14 protein-coding genes are annotated in these 20,443 nt (G+C 67.7%); 9 read left to right on the plus strand and 5 right to left on the minus strand.

Annotated features, from left to right (window positions below):
* Nucleotides 1-240 precede the first annotated feature (240 nt).
* Together pheS and pheT are read left to right on the plus strand one after the other, a co-directional pair.
* A complete protein-coding gene (gene pheS / locus G9E11_RS10930; RefSeq protein WP_190605497.1) occupies nt 241-1,302 on the plus strand; it encodes a phenylalanine--tRNA ligase subunit alpha in 1,062 nt (353 codons plus the stop codon).
* A gap of 2 nt (nt 1,303-1,304) precedes the next feature.
* Nucleotides 1,305-3,848, plus strand: coding sequence for a phenylalanine--tRNA ligase subunit beta (gene pheT / locus G9E11_RS10935; RefSeq protein WP_190605499.1), 2,544 nt, complete (start codon nt 1,305-1,307; stop codon nt 3,846-3,848).
* A 178-nt stretch (nt 3,849-4,026) separates the two neighbouring features.
* Here the strand turns inward: pheT and G9E11_RS10940 are convergent, their stop codons facing one another.
* The 5 genes from G9E11_RS10940 to G9E11_RS10960 all read right to left on the minus strand — a co-directional run bounded on the left by G9E11_RS10940 (nt 4,027) and on the right by G9E11_RS10960 (nt 12,802).
* A complete protein-coding gene (locus G9E11_RS10940; RefSeq protein WP_190605501.1) occupies nt 4,027-5,067 on the minus strand; it encodes an AAA family ATPase in 1,041 nt (346 codons plus the stop codon).
* Between the two features lie 67 nt (nt 5,068-5,134).
* Nucleotides 5,135-6,484 (minus strand): M1 family metallopeptidase, encoded by a 1,350-nt coding sequence (locus tag G9E11_RS10945; RefSeq protein WP_190605503.1) that lies wholly within the window; start codon nt 6,482-6,484, stop codon nt 5,135-5,137.
* A 23-nt stretch (nt 6,485-6,507) separates the two neighbouring features.
* The gene (locus tag G9E11_RS10950; RefSeq protein WP_190606019.1) at nt 6,508-10,482 is read right to left on the minus strand and encodes a Pls/PosA family non-ribosomal peptide synthetase; all 3,975 of its coding nucleotides are present in this window, start codon (nt 10,480-10,482) and stop codon (nt 6,508-6,510) included.
* A 137-nt stretch (nt 10,483-10,619) separates the two neighbouring features.
* Nucleotides 10,620-11,585 (minus strand): quinone oxidoreductase family protein, encoded by a 966-nt coding sequence (locus tag G9E11_RS10955; protein WP_190605505.1) that lies wholly within the window; start codon nt 11,583-11,585, stop codon nt 10,620-10,622.
* Nucleotides 11,586-11,710: 125 nt separating this feature from the next.
* The gene (locus tag G9E11_RS10960) at nt 11,711-12,802 is read right to left on the minus strand and encodes a fatty acid desaturase family protein (RefSeq protein WP_190605507.1); all 1,092 of its coding nucleotides are present in this window, start codon (nt 12,800-12,802) and stop codon (nt 11,711-11,713) included.
* Nucleotides 12,803-12,998: 196 nt separating this feature from the next.
* Here G9E11_RS10960 and argC point away from each other — a divergent pair, with 196 nt between their 5' ends.
* From argC to G9E11_RS10995, 7 genes are all read left to right on the plus strand, one after another.
* Nucleotides 12,999-14,030 carry an N-acetyl-gamma-glutamyl-phosphate reductase gene (argC, locus tag G9E11_RS10965; RefSeq protein WP_190605509.1) on the plus strand — a complete coding sequence of 344 codons (1,032 nt, stop codon included), beginning with the start codon at nt 12,999-13,001 and terminating at the stop codon, nt 14,028-14,030.
* Nucleotides 14,027-15,193: a bifunctional glutamate N-acetyltransferase/amino-acid acetyltransferase ArgJ gene (gene argJ / locus G9E11_RS10970; RefSeq protein ID WP_190605511.1), complete on the plus strand. Its 1,167-nt coding sequence runs from the start codon at nt 14,027-14,029 to the stop codon at nt 15,191-15,193. The genes argC and argJ overlap by 4 nt, the downstream gene beginning before the upstream one ends.
* A gap of 102 nt (nt 15,194-15,295) precedes the next feature.
* Complete coding sequence (gene argB, locus G9E11_RS10975; RefSeq protein WP_190605513.1) at nt 15,296-16,255, plus strand: acetylglutamate kinase; 960 nt, start codon at nt 15,296-15,298, stop codon at nt 16,253-16,255.
* Entirely contained in the window at nt 16,252-17,601 is a 1,350-nt protein-coding gene (locus G9E11_RS10980; protein WP_194718003.1) for an acetylornithine transaminase, read from the plus strand. Before argB ends, G9E11_RS10980 begins: the two co-directional genes overlap by 4 nt.
* Nucleotides 17,598-18,605 (plus strand): ornithine carbamoyltransferase, encoded by a 1,008-nt coding sequence (gene argF / locus G9E11_RS10985; protein WP_190605515.1) that lies wholly within the window; start codon nt 17,598-17,600, stop codon nt 18,603-18,605. Before G9E11_RS10980 ends, argF begins: the two co-directional genes overlap by 4 nt.
* Nucleotides 18,605-19,135, plus strand: coding sequence for an arginine repressor (locus G9E11_RS10990; protein WP_190605517.1), 531 nt, complete (start codon nt 18,605-18,607; stop codon nt 19,133-19,135). The genes argF and G9E11_RS10990 overlap by 1 nt, the downstream gene beginning before the upstream one ends.
* A gap of 94 nt (nt 19,136-19,229) precedes the next feature.
* Nucleotides 19,230-20,435: an argininosuccinate synthase gene (locus G9E11_RS10995; protein WP_190605519.1), complete on the plus strand. Its 1,206-nt coding sequence runs from the start codon at nt 19,230-19,232 to the stop codon at nt 20,433-20,435.
* The last annotated feature ends 8 nt before the right edge of the window (nt 20,436-20,443 follow it).

A 20,443-nucleotide genomic window follows, 5' to 3' on the forward strand; every position in this document is an offset into this window, starting at 1 on the left:
CGATAGCCCCGGGGACGCGGCAGCCGGCCGCTGTCAATTAGCCCGGCGCCGTCAATTAGACTGGGAACAGTGCCCGCCGGCCATCCGCCGGTGAGCCTGCCCTAGTCTTTGGATGCCGTCTTTGGATGACGTCCTTGGATGACTTACTGCAATGACGTGCCAGCGACGGATGCGCTGCCGGGGAAACCGCGCGGCTGCACCGGCCGCTGGCATCACCCGACTCGTAGCTAAGAACAGTAGATGACTGAAACTTTGCCGGGCGCCGCCGTCCCGAACCCTCTGGATGAAACCGCCATCAACGCCGCCGTGGACCAGGCCGTCGCCGCCATTGCCGGCGCGTCCACGCTCGATGAACTCAAGGCAGTCCGCCTGGCCCACACCGGCGAGAAGTCGCCGCTCAGCCTCGCCAACCGTGGGATCGGAAGCCTGCCCAAGGACCAGAAAGCTGCCGCCGGCAAGCTGATGGGTTCATCGCGCGGACGTGTTAACAAGGCGCTCGCGGACCGTACCGCCGAGCTCGAAGCGGAGAACGACGCCCGCATCCTCGTCGAAGAGACAGTGGATGTCACCGCAGCCCCGCGCCGCCGCCGGGCCGGAGCCCGCCATCCGCTGTCCACGCTGCAGGACCGCGTTGCGGACATCTTCGTGGGCATGGGCTGGGAAATCGCCGAAGGCCCCGAGGTGGAATCCGAGTGGTTCAACTTCGACGCATTGAACTTCAAACCGGACCACCCGGCCCGCGAAATGCAAGACACGTTCTTCGTGGAGCCGCCGGAAGCGCACCTGCTGATGCGCACGCACACCTCGCCGGTGCAGGTCCGGTCCATGCTGGAGCGGGAGCTGCCCATCTACGTGCTGTGCCCCGGCAAGGTGTTCCGCACCGATGAGCTCGACGCCACCCACACCCCGGTGTTCCACCAGTTCGAGGGCCTGGCCATCGACAAGAAGCTCAGCATGGCTGACCTCCGCGGAACCCTGGAGCACTTCGCGCGCCAGATGTTCGGCGACGAAGCACAAATCCGGCTGCGCCCCAACTACTTCCCGTTCACCGAGCCCTCTGCCGAGCTGGACATCTTCCACCCCGGCGCCAAGGGCGGGCCCCGCTGGATCGAATGGGGCGGCTGCGGCATGGTCAACCCCAACGTCCTGCGGGCTGCCGGTATCGATCCGGACGTCTATTCAGGCTTTGCCTTCGGCATGGGCATCGAGCGGACGCTCATGTTCCGCAACGAGGTCGGCGACATGCGCGACATGATCGAGGGCGATGTACGTTTCAGCGAGCACTTCGGGATGGAGATCTAACAGTGCGTATCCCACTTTCCTGGCTGCGTGAGTTCGCGCAGGTACCGGCCGGAGCCACGGCCGAAGACGTCATGGCAGAGCTGGTCAAGGTCGGCTTTGAAGAGGAAGCGGTCCACCGCCCCACGGACGCCCTGCGCGGACCCGTCGTGGTGGGCCAGGTCCTGAGCCTGGTCAAGGAACCGCAGTCCAACGGCAAGACCATCAACTGGTGCCAGGTCCGCGTCGTGCCCGAGGGACAGGAGCAGACGCTGACCGGCAAGGGCATTGATCCGTCCGGCGTGCAGGGCATCGTCTGCGGCGCCCACAACTTCGTCGAAGGCGACAAGGTGGTGGTCACCCTGCCGGGCGCCGTCCTGCCCGGCGACTTCCACATCTCGGCACGGAAGACCTACGGCCACATGTCCGCGGGCATGATCGCGTCCGTCCGTGAACTGGGCATCGGCGAGGACCACGACGGCATCCTGGTGCTTTCCCGGATCGGACTGGACCCCGAGATCGGGACCGACGCCATGGAGCTGCTGGGTCTCTACGACCAGGCCGCGGAAATCAACGTGACGCCGGACCGCGGCTACGCGTTCTCAATCCGCGGCGCGGCGCGCGAATACGCCCACGCCACCGGCACGGTGTTCACCGATCCCGCGTCGAAGGTCAACGCGCCGGCTGTCCTCTCCGGCGGCTATGGCGTCAAGATTAACGACGATGCGCCCATCTACGGCAAGCCCGGCTGCGACCGGTTCGTGGCGCGCACCGTCCGCGGTGTGGACGCCACCAGGCCCACGCCGCCGTGGATGTCTTCCCGACTGCGCCTGGCCGGCATCCGGTCCATCTCGCTGCCGGTGGACATCTCGAACTACGTGATGCTTGAGCTCGGCCAGCCGCTTCACTTCTACGACCAGGACAAGCTGTCCGGCGACATCGTGGTGCGGCGTGCAGTGGCAGGGGAGAAGCTGACCACGCTCGACGGCAAAGAACGTGCGCTTGACGCCGAGGACCTGCTGATCACCGACGCTTCCGGCCCCATCGGCGTCGCCGGCGTCATGGGCGGTGCGTCCACCGAGGTCACCGACGCCACCACGGCTGTCCTGATCGAGGCTGCCCACTTCGAGGAAGTTTCCATTGCCCGCTCGCGCCGGCGCCACAAGCTCCCGTCCGAAGCCTCCAAGCGCTTTGAACGCGGCGTTGACTGGCAGGTCGCCAACATCGCGGCGCAGCGCGCCGTCGACCTTCTGGTGGAACTGGCCGGCGGGACCGCGGAAGAGGCGGGCACGGACGTCGGAACCGCGCCGGATCCGGTGACCATCGCGCTGCCAGGGGAATATCCCGCAGCCCGGATTGGCATCGACTTCACCGAAGAGCAGATCGTCACGTCCCTGGAGGACCTGGGTGCCGTTCTCGAAAAGTCCGACGCCGGCTGGACCGTCACCGCGCCGAGCTGGCGGAACGACCTGGAAACCAAGGAGGACCTCTCCGAGGAGGTGGCCCGCCTGGTGGGCTACGACCAGATCCCCGCGACCCTGCCGGTGGCGCCTCCCGGCCGTGGCCTGACCCGCGTGCAGCAGCAGCGCCGCCGCTTGCTCCAGGCCCTGGCGGACGCCGGTCTCACCGAGGTCCTGGCCTACCCCTTCGTGTCGAAGGCCGCCAATGAGACTTTTGGCGTGGCCGAGGAGGGTGCACCCCGGACCGCGGTCAAGCTTGCCAACCCGATCAGCGAGGAGCAGGGTTACCTGCGCACATCGGTGCTGCCGGGCCTGCTGGAGGTCGCCAAGCGCAACCACTCCCGCGGCTTCCGCGACCTGGCCGTCTTCGAAGCCGGCATGGTGTTCCTGCCCGGTGACACGCTGGGCACGCCGTCCATCCCTCCGCTGGGCGTCAAGCCCGCCGATGAGGTGCTGGACGCGCTGTACGACGGCGTCCCGGACCAGCCGCTGCACGTCGCCGCCGTCCTGACCGGCCACGATTCGCCTGCTGCGGCCGGCCACGCCCCGCGGCTGTGGGACTGGGCCGATGCCCTGGACATCGCCCGCCTGGCCGGTGACGTCCTTGGTGTGGAGCTTGTGGTCACGCAGGGCCGGCACCAGGCCTTCCACCCGGGCCGCGCCGCGCAGCTGTCGCTGCGCTCCGGCGAGGTGGTGGGATACGCCGGTGAGCTGCACCCCAAGCTTCTGGCCGCGCACGATATGCCGGCGCGGGCCGTCGCAATGGAACTGAACGCGGATGCCCTGTTTGAGGCAGCGGCCGACGTCGTGGTGGCCCGCCACATCTCCACCTTCCCGGTGGCCACGCAGGACGTGGCACTCGTGGTGCCGCAGGACGTCCCCGCCGACGACGTGCTGGCAGCGCTGCGTGAAGGCGCCGGTGAGCTGCTTGAGGACGTCGCCCTGTTCGACGTCTACGCAGGCAAGGGGATCGAGGACGGCAAGAAGTCCCTCGCCTTCGGGCTGCGGTTCCGCGCCACCGACAGGACCCTCACCGCTGACGAGGCGTCGGAGGCGCGGGAGCGCGCCGTCTTCGCGGCAGCCGAGCGGTTTGGTGCCGTCCAGCGCTAGCTGCACATAAAAGAAAGACCACGCCTTTTGAACTGCTCCTCGAAAGTTGGACTGAAAATTCGGTTCTAACTTACGGGGAGCAGTTTCATGTTTAAGGGCAGTTCGTCGTCTGAGGAGCAGCGCGAAGCCGCGGTGGCGCTGTTTGCGACGCCTCAGATCCGGGACGCCCCAGATCCGGTTAGACCAGCCAGCGCCACCAGCGTGGCTGCTCCGGTTCCGGCGTCGGTTCCGGTTCCGGTTCCGGCTCCTCGCCCAAGGCCAGCGCGGCCGCGACGATGTCGTCCGCGGTGAGCGTCATGACGGCCTCACGATCGAGCGCATCGAGGCTTTGTTCCTCGTCGAGCGACAGCCGCAGCGCCTGGCGGTTGAGCGCCTGCTCGAACAGCGTGCGGGCGAACCGTGCGTTGCCGGAGTCCTCGCCCGCGTGGAGCCCCGTGAGTATGCGGCGCAGCATCTGGTCCGCACCCGGCTCCAGCGTGTACTCGTGCTGGGCCAGCATCTGGTGGAAGATCGTCTGGAGTGCGTCGACGGAGTAGTCGGGGAACGTGATCTCGCGGGCGAACCGGGAGCGCAGTCCGGGGTTCGAGAGCAAGAAGGACTCCATCAGCCGCGGGTATCCGGCCACGATCACAACCAGGCGGTGGCGGTGGTCTTCCATCCGCTTGAGCAGGACCTCGATCGCCTCGGGGCCGAAGTCCGTCCGGCCGTCCTCCGGGGCCAGCGCGTACGCCTCGTCGATGAACAGGACGCCGTCCAGCGCACGCCGGATCACCCGGTCCGTCTTGATGGCGGTCGCGCCGACGTACTGCCCCACCAGACCCGAACGGTCGACCTCGACCAGGTGGCCTTTCTGCAGCAGACCGACCGCGCGGTACATCTCGGCCAGGAGCCTCGCCACGGTGGTCTTGCCCGTGCCCGGGTTTCCGAGGAACACCAGATGCTGTGATGTGGCCACCTCCGGCAAGCCGTGCGCCTTACGGCGGGCCTGGACCTGGAGCAGTGCGACGAGGGCCCGCACCTGTTCCTTCACGGTCTCCAGTCCGACCAGCGCGTCGAGCTCGGCCTGCACCTCGGACAGCGGCCGGGCCGGCCCGGGCCTCGCACCGAGGAGATCGCCGACCAGGTCGTCGACGCGCTCCGAACCGGGCAGCTTGAGCTGATCGGCCAGATGGCCGATGGTTTCGCGCAGGTCGTCGAGCGGATGGCGGCTGGTTGCCATACATACACTGTAGTACTCGATTCCCGGTCTGGGCGGGGAACGGTAAGATCCTGATGCCAGAAGCAACTTACGGCAACGGCGGCAGGGCCTCTTCGTACAGCCAGGGATGCAGCAGCGATTCCGAGTCCAGCCCCGTGACGCGGTCGGCAGTGAGGATGAACTCGGGCGTCGAGACGGAACTGTGCGCATGCGTTCGGGTCCACTCCCGCAGCAGCGCGAAGAACGCGAGGTCGCCGCAGCCGCGGCGCAGGGCGTGCAGAGCCAGTGCTCCGCGCTTGTAGACCCTGTCGTCGAACATCAGCTCGGGTCCGGGATCGCCCACCAGAAGGTCCTGGGCGCCGGCGATGAGCCGCCGCCAGGCGGCCAGCGCCCGCTCATGGGCGGACATGACGCCGGCTTCCTCGGACCAGATCCACTCCGCGTAGCAGGCGAAACCCTCGTGCAGCCAGATGTCGCTCCACGTGCCGAGCGTCAGCGAGTTGCCGAACCACTGGTGGGCCAGTTCATGGGCGATCAGGCGCTGTGAATCCCACCCGGTATCCAGATGGTTGGCGCCGAGGATGGACAGCGAGGTGGCCTCGAGCGGGATTTCCAGCTCATCGGCGGTGACCACCACCGTGTATTCGGGGAAAGGATAGGGGCCGAAGCGGCTCACGAAGGTGCTCATCATGGCTTCCTGCCGGGCCAGCGCTGTCTCCGCCCGGGCAACCAGCCGCGCCGGCGCCGCAACGAACTGGGGCACGCCGGCCGAGTCCGGCAGGCTCACCAGCCCGTACCGGCCGATCTGGATGGTCGCCAGGTACGTCGCCATCGGTTCACGCTGCTCGTACACCCACGTCTGGCGGCTTGACCTCACCGTTTGCCCCACCAGGAGTCCATTGCAGACGGCCCGGTAGCCAGCGTCAGTGGTGACGGTGATGCGGTAGCTGGCCTTGTCCCGCGGGTGGTCGTTGCAGGGGAACCACGACGGCGCCCCGTTGGGCTGGCCGGCGACGAGGACGCCGTCGGTGAGCTCCTCCCAGCCCACCTCGCCCCACAGCCCCCTCCGGGGCCGCGGGTTGCCGTCATAGCGGATCTCGAGGCTGAATTCGGTGCCCGCGTCAAGGGGCTGTTCGCAGTGCACCACCAGCTGTTCCGCCCGCTGCGTGAACTTCCGCACGCGAACCCCGTTCAGCTGGATCTTCAGGGCGCGGAGGCCCGTCATATCGAGTACGACGGCGGATGTGCGGCGGGCTGCCACAGCAGCCAGGACTGCCCGGCCGGTCAGTCGGTTGCTGGCGAGCTTGTAGTCCAGCTCCAGTTCGTAGTGCAGGACGCGGTAGGCGTCCGTTCCCTGGCCCGGGACGTAGGGGTCGCCGGTGGCCGCGGCGCCGGCAGAGAGGACGGCGGCCGGGCCGGGCGATTCTCCGGAGCTCATTCTGCGTGTGACTTCCTTAGCTGTTATTTCAGGCGCGGTGCGGGTACGGCGGGGCCGGCCCAGGGGCTGACCGGATTGCCCATCCAGTACGTCCCGGCCGGAACGGTCTCACCCCGCATCACCAGGGAGGCCGGACCAACGGTCCCGCCCTTGCCGATCCTCGCCTGCGGCAGAATCACGCCGTGCGGGCCCATCGTCGCCCCGTCTTCGAGACTAACAGTGTCGATGCTCATGATTCGGTCGTGGAAGAGGTGGGTCTGGACAACACAGCCCCGGTTGACCGTGGAGCCGGCACCGAGCGTCACAAGGTCCGCCTCAGGAAGCCAGTAACTTTCACACCACGTGCCGCGGCCGATCCTGGCGCCGAGGGCACGCAGCCACCAGACGAGGGCCGGGGTGCCGCTGGCGGACCGGGCAAACCACGGGGCACTCACCATCTCGATGAAGGTGTCCACCACCTCGTTGCGCCAGATGAAGGAGCTCCACAACGGGTGCTCACCGGTCTTGATCCTGCCCACGAGCAGCCACTTGGCCGCCACGGAGCAGCCTGCCGCCACCCCGCCCGCGAACAGGAGGACCACGCCGCCGAGTGCTGCCGCCGCACCGTAGCCAAGGGTGGTGGCAAGCCAGTCAAAGACGAGCAGCACGCCAAGGGCCAGACCCACGGTCAGGGTCACCGGCACGAACCGGCACAGTTCCCAGAGGGTCCTGGCCACCTTGAGCCGGGCCGGCGGCTGGAAGGTGCGCGTGCTGTCGGACGCCACCGCCGTGCGCCGCAGCCTGACCGGAGGGCTGCCCAGCCAGGACGTGCCTGACTTGGCCTTGCCCGGCGTCGCCGAGAGGACAGCCACCAGGGAGTTCTTTGGCACGCTGCGTCCGGCCGCGGTCATGCCGGAATTGCCAAGGAAGGAGCGCTTTCCGATTTTCGCCGGAGCAATCCGCATCCATCCTCCGCCGAGCTCATAGGAGGCCACCATGGTGTCGTCCGCGAGGAAGGCACCCTCGCCCACGGTGGTCATGCGTGGCAGCAGCAGGACAGTGGAGGCCTCAACGTTCTTTCCGACCTTCGCCCCCAGCAGCCTCAGCCAGACCGGCGTGAACAGGCTGGCGTAAATCGGGAACAGCAGGTCCCGTGCCATGTCCAGCACCCGCTCGGTGGCCCACACCTGCCAGCCGACACGGCTTCGGACGCGGTAGTAGCCCTCCTGCAGGCCAATTCCCAGCAGCCTGGTGGTGATAAGGATGAGCAGCATATTGGTGAGGAACCAGGTCACAGCCGCGAGTGGAAGCGATGCCAGCACCTGGGGCCACGCAGCAAGCAGGGACTCGCTGCCCCTGATGAACAGGTAGACCAACAGGGCGGCGGCTCCGGCTGAAGCGTAGGGAATCAGGGCGAGGACGGCGGACGCGGCGGCGAAGGCCGTGAACCAGAGGCGCCCCAGGAGGGAACTGACCGGCTGCGCCGCGGGCCAGTCCTGCTTCGCCTTGCCACGCCGTTCTGCCGGGGAGCCTGCCACCACCTGGCCGGCCTTGACCTTGCCCAGCACCGCGGAACCCGGTTCCACCTGGCCGCCGGCGCCGATGCTGGCCCCGGGCATCAGGGTGCTGCGGGCTCCCACCGTGGCGCCCGCGCCGACGTGGATATGGCCGATGCGGACGATGTCGCCGTCGATCCACCACCCCGACAAGTCCACCTCAGGCTCGATGTTGCAGCCGCGGCCGAGGGTAAGCAAGCCGGTCACCGGGGGTAGGGAGTGCAGATGGACGTCGCTCCCGATCCTGGCGCCGAGGGCCCGTGCGTAGTACGGCACCCACGGCGCACTGGCAAGGCTCACGGCGCCGGCCAGGTCCTGGATCTGTTCGGCAAGCCAGAGACGCAGGTGCACTTTGCCGGCCCGCGGGTAGGTCCCGGGCTGCACGTTGCGAAGCAGGAGGCGGGCGGCGGCAACAGAGAGGGCCATCCGCCCCGCCGGGCTGACGAAGAGCAGCCAGGAGGCGGCCACCCACCACCATGAGACGGTGGGCGCGGCCGTGAACCCGGCAATCGCGAACAGGATGTTGTTGGCGGCCATCAGATAGGTCAGCCAGCGCATGCCCGCCAGAATGTGCAGTGGGATGCCCATCAGGGTCTGGAAGACCTGTGACTTCAGGGCCGTGGGGCGGACCGGCCGTTCCGGGGCAGGGCCGGCGGAGACGCCGTCGGGCATGGACTGGCGGGCCGTCTCGATCAGCGCACCGATGCGCGGGGTGGCGTAGATGTCGGCCACGGTGATGGTGGGGTAGCGGACCCGGAGCGCGGAGACGAGCTGCGCTGCGGCCAGCGAACCTCCGCCGTGGGCGAAGAAATCCGCGTCGAGGCCGGCCACGCTGCTGCCCAGGACGGCCTGCCACTGGTCAACGACCCACTGGGCATCCTCTGGCAGGTTCAGGGGCGCGGCATCGGCAGCCGCGGCACTGGCACCCGGCAGTGGCCATGGCAGCGCATGCCGGTCGACTTTCCCGCTGGTCTTGGTGGGCAGTGTGTCGACTATGGTCAGCATGGGGATGAGCGGAGCCGGCAGCGTGGCGGAGAGCAGGTCACGGAACTTGGCCAGGTCCAATTCAGTATGGTCCGGCGCAGTGATAGGCGCGGCGGGCGCCAGGTAACCCACGAGGACGTGGTTGCCGGCGGCCGTCGTGCGTACTGCCGCGGCGGCGCCCGCAACACCCGGGAGGGACTGCAGGGCAGCGTCGATCTCACCGAGTTCGATCCGGCGGCCGCCAAGCTTGACCTGTTCGTCGGCGCGTCCCATGAAGATGAGGCCGGCGCGCTCGAAGCGGACCAGGTCGCCGGAGCGGTATGCGCGTACCCATCCCAGCGAGGGCATGGGGGCATATTTCTCCGCATCCTTCTGCGGGTCGAGGTAGCGGGCCAGCCCCACGCCGCCGATGATGAGCTCGCCCACCTCGCCCTCGGCCACCGGGACGCCGTCGGAGTCCACCACCGCCAGGTCCCAGCCGTCCAGGGGGAGCCCGATCCTGACCGGCAAGGTTCCGCCCAGGAGAGCGGCGCAGGCTACGACCGTTGCCTCGGTGGGGCCGTAGGTGTTCCAGACCTCGCGGCCGTCCACGGCCAGGCGTTCGGCCAGCTCCTGCGGGCAGGCCTCGCCGCCGAAGATCAGCAGCCGGACGTTCTCCAAGGCCTCTGCCGGCCACAGCGCCGCAAGAGTGGGAACCGTGGAGACCACCGTGATGCCGTGATTGATCAGCCACGGTCCCAGGTCCATCCCGGTGCGGACCATCGCGCGCGGGGCAGGGACCAGGCAGGCGCCATGGCGCCAGGCCAGCCACATCTCCTCACAGGAGGCATCGAACGCCACCGACAGTCCCGCGAGCACGCGGTCCTGAGGCCCTACCGGTTCGTCCTGCAGGAAGATGCGGGCTTCCGCGTCCACGAACGCGGCCGACGAGCGGTGCTGCACCGCAACGCCCTTGGGTGTCCCTGTGGAGCCGGACGTGAAGATGACCCAGGCGTCGTCGTCGGGGGCGGCCGGGCGCGGAGCCGGGAAGGGGCGCGGACGCTTGTGGTCCGTGACGATCTCGCCGTTGGCCCGCAGGATGCCGGCCACGCGGGCCTGACCGAACACCAGTTTGGCCCGTTCGTCCGGGTCATCCGCGTCCACGGGGACGTAGGCGGCGCCGATCAGCAGCACGGCGAGGATCGCGATGTAGAGCTCGTTGGTGCCGGAAGGAATCCGCACCCCGATTTTGTCTCCCGCCCCCAGGCCGGCGTGGTGCAGGCGCAGGCCCTCGGACTTTACCTCGGCCAGGAGCTGCGCGTAGCTCAGCGACCGGCGGCCGTCGTCGAGCGCGGAAGCGTCGGGATACCGGGCGGCCGTCTCAGCCAGGATGTCCACCAGCGTCCGCTCCGGCGGGGCAGCGGCAGCACCCTGCAGTTGCGCCGCGTGCACCTCTGCCGCCGCCGGTCCGCCGGCGGCAGGGGGAGCGGTCGTGTCCAGGGTTTTGCGGAGGGGCTCAATCACGGCTGGATTCTCCCCCACAAAGGTGAACGGAAGATGACACTGTTTCCCCTCCGTTCATCCGGGGCTGCTTTGTTACCGGCCCGCCCTGCTGCGGGCCGGTAATACGGGCGTTGTTACGGGACCAGCAGAACCTTGCCGGTGGTGCGCCGGCCTTCCAGGTCCTCGTGCGCCCGGCCGGCCTCAGCCAGCGGGTACGTGGCACCGATGCGGACCTTGAGGCTGCCGTCGGCCGCTGCGTTGAAGATTTCCGTGGAGCGCCACAGCCGTTCCTGGGGGTTGCCGAGGAAGTGCGCGAGCGACGGGCGCGTCAGGGTCAGCGAGCCGCCGGCATTAAGCCGCTGCGGATCCACCGGCGGAACCGGGCCGGACGCCGCGCCGAAGAGCACCAGCGAACCGCGGGTGCGCAGGCTGGCCAGGGAACCGTCGAACGTGTCCTTCCCGACGCCGTCGTACGCCACGTTCACGCCTGCACCGTGAGTCAGGTCCCGGACGGCGTCGGCGAAGCCGTCGTAGCGCAGCACCTCGTCTGCGCCGGCACCGCGGGCCAAAGATTCCTTCTCATCAGTGGAGACGGTGGTGATGACGCGGGCGCCGCGGGCTTTCAGCAGCTGGATGAGCAGCAGGCCCACCCCGCCGGCGCCGGCGTGGACCAGCACGTTGTGTCCGGGCTCAACGCGGAACGAGGAGTTGATCAGGTAATGCGCCGTCATGCCCTGGAGGGGGAGCGCGGCGGCGGTGTGGTCGTCCACTCCGTCCGGCACGGGCAGGGCCTTCACGGCGTCCAGCAGGGTGTACCCGGCGTAGCACGCTGTTCCCTCGGCCGTGGCCACCCGGCTTCCCACGGTGTAGTCCTCAACGCCCTCGCCGATTTCCTCGACGACGCCGGCCGCTTCGGATCCCGGAGTAAAGGGGTATTTCACCTTGTACGTGCCGCTGCGCTGGTAGGTCTCGATGAAGTTGACGCCCGTTGCCGCAACCTTCACCAGCAGTTGGCCGGGGCCGGGGACAGGGCGGTCGATCTCCGTAAAGTCCAGAACCTCCGGTCCACCCGGCTGCCGGGCGACGATGGCGTGCGTCATGGGGGAACTCCTTCTCCGGGCAGGGACTTCCTGTGTCCGGGTCGTGAATCCCATCCTAGGTACCCATGACTGTCACGGCGAAGCCGAATACGACGTCAGGTGACGCGGAGCCGGAGAACTGGGGGTCAGTACCGGCGGGTCACAGTGGCCATTGGGCACTCAAAGTGACGCCCTGCTGCCAGCCCGACCTCGTTGAGGTAACGCACGATTATTCCGTAGGACTGAAGCAGAGTGGTTTCGGTGAAGGGAATCCCGTGCTTGTCACAGTACTGCCGGACAATCGCGCTTGCCCGGTGCAGCTGGGGACGGGCCATGTCGGGGAAGAGGTGATGTTCCACCTGGCGGTTCAGGCCACCCAGGAGGATATCCATGAAACGCCCGCCGGAAATATTGCGGGACGTCAGGACCTGGCGGCTGAGGAAGTCAACACGACTGTTCGTCGGCAGGACGGGCATGCCTTTGTGATTGGGGGCAAATGATGCGCCCATGTAGAAGCCGAAGACCGCGAGTTGAACGGAGAGGAAGGCAAAGGCCATTCCAAGCGGCAGGAACGAGAAAGCCAGAAAGGGAAGAATGCTTAGCCGGACGACCAGGATGGGCAGTTCAACCCAGCGGTGCGTGACCTTGGCGCGGCGGAAGACGAACTTGACCGAGTCGATCTGGAGGCCCAGTCCCACAAGCAGGAGAAGCGGGAAGAACAACCATCCCTGCTTTCGGGTCAGGAAGGAGGAGAGCCTTCCCTGCCGGGAGGCAGATTCTTCCACGTGGAAAGCGATGGGGCTGTCCATGATGTCCGGATCCTTGGAGATCACGTTCGGATGATTGTGGTGGGCGCCGTGCTTCTGTTCCCACCAGGAGTAACTCATCCCGGCCACAGAGGTGGCGAGCAGTCTTGCCGCCCAGTCGTTGGCGCGGCGCGAGGCGAAGATCTGGCGATGGCCCGCCTCATGCGCCAGGAAGCTCAGCTGGGTGCAAAGGACGCCCAGGGCCGCGGCAATCAGGAGCTGGAACCAACTGTCACCGATCAGGGCGAAACCGAACCAGGTAGCGGTCATCAGGAGGACAAGGCTGGAGAAGACTGTGACGTAAAAGCCGACACGACGCTCAAGCAGGCCTGCGGCTTTGACGCTCTTCAAGAGTTCGGAATAGCTTTGAACAACCGGGTTTGCCTTCACAACACGCGATTTCGGGCGCTCCGAGGTGATGGTTGGGGTCATAGATGTCTGCCTCGCCACTGTTACGGGCAACGCTGCATCCGACACTCGGCCTGCACGGTCTGGATCACCCTCCACTCAGCATACGCTGTCAGGTCAGGGTCTATCGCCGTTTAGCTGCTTTCCGACTCATCAAGGCAGCGGGAAGGTCTGCATAAATATCGGGACCTATGCATAGTCTTACTGTATAGTCGTTTTCATGACTATTTCTGTTGCCGTTTCCGGGGCCAGCGGCTACGCCGGCGGCGAAGTCCTCCGCCTCCTGGCCGGCCATCCGGACGTCACCATCGGAGCCATTACGGCACACAGCAACGCCGGTTCAAGACTAGGCGAACTGCAGCCGCATCTCCATGGCTTGGCCAGCAGGATTCTCGAGGACACCAGCGTGGAGAACCTCTCCGGGCACGACGTCGTGTTCCTGGCCCTTCCGCACGGGGCGTCCGCCGAGATCGCGGCCAAGCTCCCCGAGGGAACGGTGGTGATCGACGCCGGCGCGGACCACCGCCTGGAGTCCGCCACTGCCTGGGAAAAGTTTTACGGCTCGGACCACGCCGGAACGTGGCCGTACGGCCTGCCTGAGCTGCCGGGCCAGCGCGAGAAACTCAAGGGTGCCAACCGGATCGCCGTTCCGGGCTGCTACCCGACGTCGGCCCTGCTCTCTCTCACGCCCGGCTTCGCCGGCGGCCTGCTCGAGGGGAACGACGTCGTCATTGTCGCCGCCTCTGGCACCTCCGGCGCAGGCAAGGCAGCGAAGGTGAACCTCATCGGCGCCGAGGTCATGGGCTCCATGAGCCCCTATGGTGTGGGCGGCGGCCACCGGCACACGCCGGAGATCGAGCAGGGCCTGTCCAACGCCTCCGGCGAGCCGGTCACGGTTTCCTTCACGCCCACACTGGCCCCCATGAGCCGGGGCATCCTCACCACCGCCACCGCACGGGTCAAGCCCGGCGTCGGCGCCGAGGAACTGCGCCGTGCCTGGGCGGAGGCGTACGACGACGAGCCGTTCGTCCACCTGCTGCCCGAAGGCCAGTGGCCCACCACCAAGTCCGTGCAGGGCTCCAACCACGCTGCCATGCAGCTGGCGTTCGACGCGCACGTCGGCCGCGTCATTGTCACGTGCGCCATTGACAATCTGACCAAAGGCACCGCCGGTGGAGCGGTGCAGTCCATGAACATTGCCCTTGGCCTGCCGGAGACCGCCGGGCTCAACCTGCAGGGAGTTGCCCCGTGACCGTTACCGCCCCCAAGGGATTCCGCGCCGCCGGCGTCACGGCCGGCCTCAAGGCCTCAGGAAATCCGGACCTCGCCCTCGTGGTCAACGACGGACCGTCCAAGGCAGCAGCCGCCGTCTTCACCTCCAACCGGGTGGCCGCGGCCCCGGTGCACTGGTCGCGCCAGGTGGTCTCCGACGGCCGCGTCGACGCGGTGATCCTCAACTCCGGCGGTGCCAACGCCTGCACCGGCCCGCAGGGCTTCCAGAACACGCACACGACGGCGGAGAAGACGGCCGAGGCGCTGGGCCTGTCCGCCACCGACGTCTTTGTCTGTTCCACCGGCCTGATCGGCGAGCAGCTGCCCATGGACAAGATCGTCCCGGGCATCGACGCCGCTGCGGCCGCCCTTAGCACCGACGGCGGACCCGACGCCGCCACGGCCATCATGACCACCGATTCGGTGTCCAAGCAGGCGGTCTTCACCGGGGCGGATGCCGGCGGAAATGAGTTCACCATTGGCGGGATCGCCAAGGGTGCCGGCATGCTGGCGCCCGGGCTTGCCACCATGCTGGTGGTGCTCACCACCGATGCCGACGTCCAGCCGGAAATGCTCGACCTCGTCCTCCGCGACGCCACGCGCGTCACCTTCGACCGTGCCGACTCCGACGGCTGCATGTCCACCAACGACACCGTGGTGCTGATGGCCTCCGGCGCTTCCACGGCCGTCCCGTCGGCCGAAACCTTCGGCCAGGGCCTCACCCAGGTCTGCGCCGAACTGGCCCGCAAGCTGATCGGCGACGCCGAGGGCGCCAGCCACGACATCGCGATCCGGACGTTCAACGCCGCCACCGAGCGCGACGCCGAAACCGTCAGCCGCGCCGTGGCCCGCTCCAACCTCTTCAAGGCAGCCATCTTCGGCAAGGACCCCAACTGGGGCCGCGTGCTCTCCGCCGTGGGCACCACCGACGCTGCGTTCGAGCCGGACCAGCTCAACGTTTCCATGAACGGCATCCAGATCTGCCAGAACGGAGGCATCGGCCAGGACCGCAAGCTCGTGGACCTGGAACCGCGTGAGGTGCTCGTGGAGATCGACCTGCAGGCGGGCGATGCGGAGGCCACCATCTGGACCAACGACCTCACGCACGACTACGTCCACGAGAACAGCGCCTACTCAAGCTAGACCGCCTACTCAAGCTAGACCGCCTACTCAAGCTAGACCGCCTACTCAAGCTAGACCGCCTACTCAAGCCAGATCCGCCGGCAACCCTGGAGAACCAGCCGCATGAACACCCAGACCCGCGAGTCAACGTCCATGAGTGATGCCCAAGACAAGGCAGGCACGCTCATCGAAGCCCTGCCGTGGATCCAGCGCTTTGCCGGAACCACCATGGTGATCAAGTACGGCGGCAACGCCATGGTCAACGACGAGCTGCGGCGCGCCTTCGCCGAGGACGTCGTGTTCCTCCACCACGTGGGCATCCACCCCGTCGTGGTTCACGGCGGCGGCCCGCAGATCAACTCCATGCTGGGCCGGCTCGGCATCGAGTCGGAGTTCAAGGGCGGCCTGCGCGTGACAACGCCCGAGGCCATGGACGTGGTGCGCATGGTCCTCACCGGCCAGGTGGGCCGGGAACTGGTGGGCCTGATCAACTCACACGGGCCCTACGCCGTCGGCATGTCCGGTGAAGACGGCGGCCTGCTGCGCGCCGTCCGCACCGGAACCGTCGTTGACGGCGAGCAGGTTGACCTCGGGCTCGTGGGCGAGGTGGTGGGAGTGGACCCCGCAGGCATCGTGGACATTCTCGACGCCGGCCGGATCCCCGTGATCTCCACCGTCGCCCCGGAGATCACCGACGGTGGCGAAAGCGTGCCGGGCACCGCGCGCTTCCAGCCCACCGGCCAGGTCCTGAACGTCAACGCGGACACCGCAGCGGCGGCCGTGGCCTCCGCGCTGGGCGCCTCGAAGCTGGTCATCCTGACCGACGTCGAAGGCCTCTACGCCAACTGGCCGGACAAGTCCTCGCTCATTTCGTCCCTGACGGCCTCAGAGCTGCGGGACATGCTGCCCAGCCTCGAATCAGGCATGATCCCCAAGATGGCCGCCTGCCTCAAGGCCATCGACGAGGGCGTGGAACGGGCGCACATCGTGGACGGCCGGCTGCCCCACTCAATGCTTCTTGAAACTTTCACCACCGCCGGAATAGGCACCCAAGTGGTTCCCGATGAGGAAGTGAATTCATGAGTCACACTGAACTAAGCCATTCCGCCGAAGGCCGCAGCAGCGATGGGGGCCCGGGTGTGGTCGGGCACCGTGAAGCGGGCGGGGCCCCCATCGCTGCGGAGGCCGCCGCAACCACGCTCGTCGCCAACAGCAGTGGCTCCGAGTGGCTGGCCCGCTACTCCTCGTCGCTCATGGGTGTCTTCGGCACGCCCCAGCGGGTGCTGGTCCGCGGTGCGGGCTGCCTCGTCTGGGACGCCGACGGCAAGGAATACCTGGACCTCCTCGGTGGCATCGCCGTCAACGCGCTGGGCCACGCCCACCCGTTCGTGACCTCGGTGATCTCCAGCCAGCTGGCCACCCTGGGGCACGTCTCCAACTTCTTCACCAGCCCCACCCAGATCGCCCTGGCCGAAAAACTGCTGGAACTCAGTGCAGCGCCGACCGGGTCCAAGGTGTTCTTCACCAACTCCGGCACCGAGGCCAACGAGGCCGCCTTTAAGCTCGCCCGCCGGAACTCCGGTTCTGCCGCCGGGGAGGCCGGCGGCAAGCCCCGCACCCGGATCATCGCGCTTGAAGGCGCATTCCACGGCCGGACCATGGGCGCACTGGCGCTCACCGCCAAGGAGGCCTACCGCGCACCCTTCGAGCCTATGCCCGGCGGCGTTGAGCACATCCCGTTCGGCGACATCGAAGCGCTGCGCAACGCCGTCGATGACACCGTGGCTGCCGTCTTCCTGGAGCCGATCCAGGGCGAGGCAGGCGTCCGCCCCCTTCCGGCCGGCTACCTGAAGGCCGCCCGCGAATTCACCGCGGAGGCCGGTGCCCTGCTGATCCTGGACGAGGTCCAGACCGGCATCGCCCGCACCGGCAAGTGGCTGGCCAGCGAGGACGCCGGGATCGTGCCGGACGCCATCACCCTGGCCAAAGGCCTCGGCGGCGGTTTCCCGATCGGTGCGCTCATCACATTCGGCGAGCAGACCTCGTCGCTGCTGTCGGCCGGGCAGCACGGCACCACGTTCGGCGGCAACCCGGTGGCCACCGCGGCGGCCCTGGCCACCCTGCACGCCATCGAAAGCCAGCACGTGCTGGACAATGTCCGCGCCGTGGGTGAGCACATCCGTCAGACTCTGGCCGCCGTCGACGGTGTCACCGGGGTGCGCGGCGAAGGCCTGCTGATCGGCTTCGACCTGGACGCCGACGTCGCCCCTGCCGCGGTGACCGCGGCCCTGGACGCCGGCTTCATCATCAACAGCCCCGGCCCCCGCACCATCCGCCTGGCCCCGCCGCTCATCCTGACCACCGAGCAGGCGGACCGTTTCCTGGCCGCCCTTCCGGCCATCCTGCAAACCGCAAAGGACGCACAGTGACTTCCACCGGCACCATCCGCCATTTCCTCAAGGACACGGACCTGAGCCCAGCCGAACAGGCGGAAGTCCTGGAACTCGCGGGACGCATGAAGGCGGCGCCGTACAGCGTCCAGCCCTTCGCCGCCGAGGGCAGCGGCCGCAAGACCGTTGCGGTGATTTTCGACAAGACCTCCACCCGGACCCGGGTCTCCTTCGCCACCGGCGTCGCGGACATGGGCGGCAACGCCCTGATCATCAACCCGGGCGAGGCGCAGATCGGCCACAAGGAATCCGTGGAGGACACCGCCAAGGTCCTCGAGCGCATGGTCTCCACGATCGTGTGGCGGACCGGCGCGCACTCCGGCCTCGTTGCCATGGCTGAAAACTCCAAGGTTCCGGTCATCAACGCCCTGTGCGACGACTACCACCCCTGCCAGCTGCTGGCCGACCTCCTGACCGTCAAGGAGCACAAGGGCGAACTTAAGGGCCTCACCATGGCGTACCTCGGTGACGCCGCGAACAACATGGCCAACTCCTACCTGCTGGCCGGCGTCACGGCAGGCATGCACGTCCGCGTCGCCGGTCCGGAGGGCTACCTGCCTGCGGCCGGCATGGTGGCCGCCGCCGAGGAACGTGCCGCAGAAACCGGCGGATCCGTCCTCATTACGACGGATGCGGCGGAGGCGCTCAAGGGAGCCGACGTCGTCGCCACCGACACCTGGGTATCCATGGGCCAGGAAGCGGAGAAGGAAGCACGGATGAAGCTGTTCCGTGAATACTCCGTGGACGAGGCCGCGCTGGCGCAGGCTGCCGCTGATGCCGTCGTGCTGCACTGCCTTCCCGCCTACCGCGGCTACGAGATCTCGGCCGCTGTGATTGACGGCCCGCAGTCGATCGTGTGGGACGAGGCCGAGAACCGGCTGCACGCGCAGAAGGGACTCATGGCCTGGCTCATGCACCGGTCCGGGCTGGCGTTTGTCGACGGTCTTTCTCCCGTTGAGGGTACCGGGGAGAGCACGTTCTAGTGTCCACCAACCCGGCGGCCCCGGGCGCGAGCCCGGCCACCAAAACCGCCCGCCAGGCGCGGATCACCGCGATCCTGACCGGCGAATCGGTGCGTTCGCAGGCGGAGCTTGCGGCGCTGCTCGCGGACGACGGCGTGCAGGTCACCCAGGCCACGCTGTCGCGTGACCTCGTGGAGCTTGGTGCCGTCCGCGTCCGCGGCAAGGAAGGCGTGCTGGTGTACGCCGTCCCCGGTGAAGGCGGGGAGCGGGCGGCCAAGAGCGGGGTCAGCCAGGAAATCCTCGACGCCAGGCTGGCACGGCTGTGCGGCGAACTGCTGGTCACGGCGGAAGCCTCGGCCAACATCGCTGTGCTCCGGACGCCGCCGGGCGCGGCGAACTTCCTCGCCCTGGCCATCGACCATTCCGTGATGCCCTCGATCCTGGGCACCATCGCCGGGGACGACACCGTGCTGCTCGTCGCCCGGGACCCGCTGGGCGGACCGGAGCTGGCTGCGCGGTTCCTGCAGCTCGCCGAGGAAGCCGGCCAGTAAGCCGCAAAGCGCCCGTAGCGTCCGGCCGAGTTCTTCCACGACAAATAAACACAGACAAACAAGAAACAGAAACAACAACTAAGGAGCATATTCCGTGACTGAGCGTATTGTTCTGGCCTACTCAGGCGGCCTGGATACTTCCGTAGCCATCGGCTGGATCGGTGAAGCCACAGGCGCCGAGGTCATCGCTGTGGCGGTCGACGTCGGACAGGGCGGCGAATCGCTGGAGACCATCCGCCAGCGCGCCCTCGGCTGCGGCGCCGTCGAGGCCTACGTGGCCGACGCGTCTGACGAGTTCGCCAACGAATACTGCGTGCCCACGCTGAAGGCCAACGCCCTCTACCAGGGCCACTACCCGCTGGTGTCCGCCATCTCCCGCCCGGTGATCGTCAAGCACCTGGTCAAGGCTGCCCGTGAGTTTGGCGCCACCACCGTGGCCCACGGCTGCACCGGCAAGGGCAACGACCAGGTCCGCTTCGAGGTGGGCATCCAGACCCTCGGCCCGGACCTGAAGTGCATCGCGCCCGTCCGCGACCTCGCCTTGACCCGCGACAAGGCCATCGCCTTCGCCGAGGAGAAGGGCCTGCCGATCGAGACCACCAAGAAGAACCCGTACTCGATCGACCAGAACGTCTGGGGACGCGCCGTCGAAACCGGCTACCTCGAGGACATCTGGAACGCCCCCACCAAGGACATCTACGACTACACCGCCACGCCGGAATTCCCGCCGGCCCCGGACGAGGTCACCATCTCCTTCGAAGCCGGCGTTCCGGTAGCGATCGACGGCGTCAAGGTCACCCCGCTGCAGGCCATCAAGGAACTGAACCGCCGCGCCGGCGCCCAGGGCGTGGGCCGGATCGACGTCGTCGAGGACCGCCTCGTCGGCATCAAGTCCCGCGAAATCTACGAAGCCCCGGGTGCCATGGCGCTGATCACCGCGCACAAGCACCTCGAAGACATCACCATCGAGCGCGAGCAGGCCCGCTTCAAGGCCACCGTCGGCCAGCGCTGGGCCGAACTGGTCTACGACGGCCAGTGGTTCTCCCCGCTGAAGCGCTCCCTGGACGCCTTCATTGACGACACCCAGAAGTACGTCTCCGGCGACATCCGCATGGTGCTGCACGGCGGCCAGGCGATCGTCAACGGGCGCCGCTCCGAGACCTCGCTCTACGACTTCGACCTCGCCACCTACGACACCGGCGACACGTTCGACCAGTCCATGGCGCGCGGCTTCATCGAGCTGTGGGGCATGTCCGCCAAGGTTGCGTCCGGCCGCGACATCCGCGTCGCAGGAAAGTAGCCCCGGTG

It is taken from the genome of Arthrobacter ipis, from assembly GCF_014694315.1.
Classification (GTDB): domain Bacteria; phylum Actinomycetota; class Actinomycetes; order Actinomycetales; family Micrococcaceae; genus Arthrobacter; species Arthrobacter ipis.